The organism is Leuconostoc sp. (assembly GCF_965300815.1).
This window is the reverse complement of the sequence record NZ_CBDKZH010000177.1, coordinates 1-1763: the sequence shown is the minus strand read 5'-3', so window position 1 is coordinate 1763 and position 1763 is coordinate 1. Positions and strand designations below refer to the sequence as shown.

The window sequence follows — 1763 nt, the reverse complement described above, 5'->3', positions numbered from 1 at the left end:
ATAGCACGGATAGCCTCACCAACTTTTGGTGATGGGCCATAAGGCGATTCATTGGCCGATAAGCGCGCCAAATGATCGAGTTGGTACTTTGCTTTCACCACGTCAACAGGTAGTTCTGCCTGATAAGCGGTTAAGTTTTGATTGTTTCTTTCATGCTTCACCTCGCCAATTCTGTCGTTCATGTAAGCGCGATTGTTGTCCTACACGCGCACCAAGTTCTGCTTCAATCTCTGCCAACGAGACACCTGTTGACACTAATAATACCATTAAATGAAAGAATAAATCTGCCGTTTCATAGATTAGTTCTTCACGATTGTTTTTAGCGCCAAGAATAACTTCCGTGGCCTCTTCACCCACCTTTTTTAAAATTTTTTCTTGCCCCTGCGCATACAAATAGCTCGAATAAGCCTCGGGGATAGGGAGAACATGTCGCTGATACGCGATGTCATATAATTCTTCAAGGGTTTGTTTTGTCATTGTTCAAGGTTCGCCTTTCTATTTATTGCTATTCTGCCTGGGCTTCTTTTGTTGGCACCGGATTAAAAAAACACGATGTTGCGCCAGTATGGCAGGCTGGACCGTTGGGTGTCACTTGAATAAGCAGTGTATCGGCATCGCAGTCCAGCATCATCGTCTCAACGTGCTGGGTGTGTCCACTGGTCGCCCCTTTGTGCCACAATTCACTGCGCTCGCGCGACCAAAACCACGTTTCTTTGGTTGCGCATGTGCGCTGGAAGCTTTCTGCATTCATATAGGCTAACATCAAGACGGCACCGGTCGTAAAATCTGTAACAATGGCTGGCACTAAACCATTTTGTAAGCGCTGGTTAAAATTTGGCGTCAATTGGTTTGTCATAAACGGATGGGTATACCTTTCTCATATAAGTGCATTTTTAATTCAGGGAGACGCATTTCCCCGTAATGAAAAACTGAGGCGGCCAACGCGCCATCGACAGCGCCATCTTGAAAAACAGCGGTGAAATCTTGTTGACTACCCGCACCGCCACTAGCAATAATTGGCACTTTTAATCGTGCTTGTAAGGCTTGATACAATGCGATATCATAGCCTTTTTTTGTCCCATCAGCAGACATGCTGGTCACCAACAGCTCGCCTACACCACGGGCGGCCATTGTTTCCGCCCAATCCAAGGCATTCAGTGCTGTGGGTCGCATCCCGCCAGCGGTATACACGCGATACATTTTTGCTACGTCATCCCATTTCGCATCTATCGCCCCGACTATGGCCTGAGAACCATAAAGGGCGGCCCCTGCTGTAATCAAAGCTGGGTTGTCTACGGCAGCAGAATTCAAGAAGACCTTATCAGCTCCGGCTTGAATAATAGCCTTCATACTAGCCAGATCCGTCACGCCACCGCCTGCCGTTAAGGGAATAAAGACAGCTGCTGAAACTCGTTCAATGACTTCAATCATCGTCGCACGCCCCTCTTGCGTAGCAGATATGTCTAAGAAAACGAGTTCATCTGCCCCAGCATCTTGGTAGGCAGTTGCCGAAGCGACTGGGTCCCCAATGTCTTGTAATTGTTTAAACTGGATACCTTTGACCACCCGACCGTTTTTAACATCTAATGCTGGGATAATGCGTTTGGTTAATGTCATCTTACACCTCACTTGCTGCCAACTGGGCCAACGTGATTTGCCCGACTGCTAGCGCTTTGCCAATAATCAGATCGGTTTTGCCAGCCTGTTGCAGGGGCAATACGTCTTATTACTCAGCAAGACCGCCACTGGCTATAATCGTGGGC

At 47.6% G+C, this 1763-nt stretch carries 3 protein-coding genes and 1 pseudogene; all 4 read right to left on the bottom strand.

Annotated features, from left to right (window positions below):
* Positions 1 to 154 (bottom strand): annotated as a pseudogene (locus ACW12G_RS07845) (histidinol-phosphate transaminase); the annotation flags it as partial.
* Complete coding sequence (hisE, locus tag ACW12G_RS07840; RefSeq protein WP_455647704.1) at positions 151 to 477, bottom strand: phosphoribosyl-ATP diphosphatase; 327 nt, start codon at positions 475 to 477, stop codon at positions 151 to 153. The pseudogene ACW12G_RS07845 and the gene hisE, both read right to left, overlap by 4 nt.
* Positions 478 to 505: 28 nt before the next feature.
* Entirely contained in the window at positions 506 to 856 is a 351-nt protein-coding gene (hisI, locus tag ACW12G_RS07835) for a phosphoribosyl-AMP cyclohydrolase (RefSeq protein WP_147001110.1), read from the bottom strand.
* Positions 853 to 1617, bottom strand: coding sequence for an imidazole glycerol phosphate synthase subunit HisF (gene hisF, locus ACW12G_RS07830; RefSeq protein WP_147001109.1), 765 nt, complete (start codon positions 1615 to 1617; stop codon positions 853 to 855). The genes hisI and hisF overlap by 4 nt, the downstream gene beginning before the upstream one ends.
* Between the last annotated feature and the right edge of the window lie 146 nt (positions 1618 to 1763).

Bases quoted from the DNA above. Each gene is read 5' to 3' on its own strand.
- hisE (WP_455647704.1), bottom strand. From the start codon at position 477: ATGACAAAACAAACCCTTGAAGAATTATATGACATCGCGTATCAGCGA.
- hisF (WP_147001109.1), bottom strand. From the start codon at position 1,617: ATGACATTAACCAAACGCATTATCCCAGCATTAGATGTTAAAAACGGT.
- hisI (WP_147001110.1), bottom strand. From the start codon at position 856: ATGACAAACCAATTGACGCCAAATTTTAACCAGCGCTTACAAAATGGT.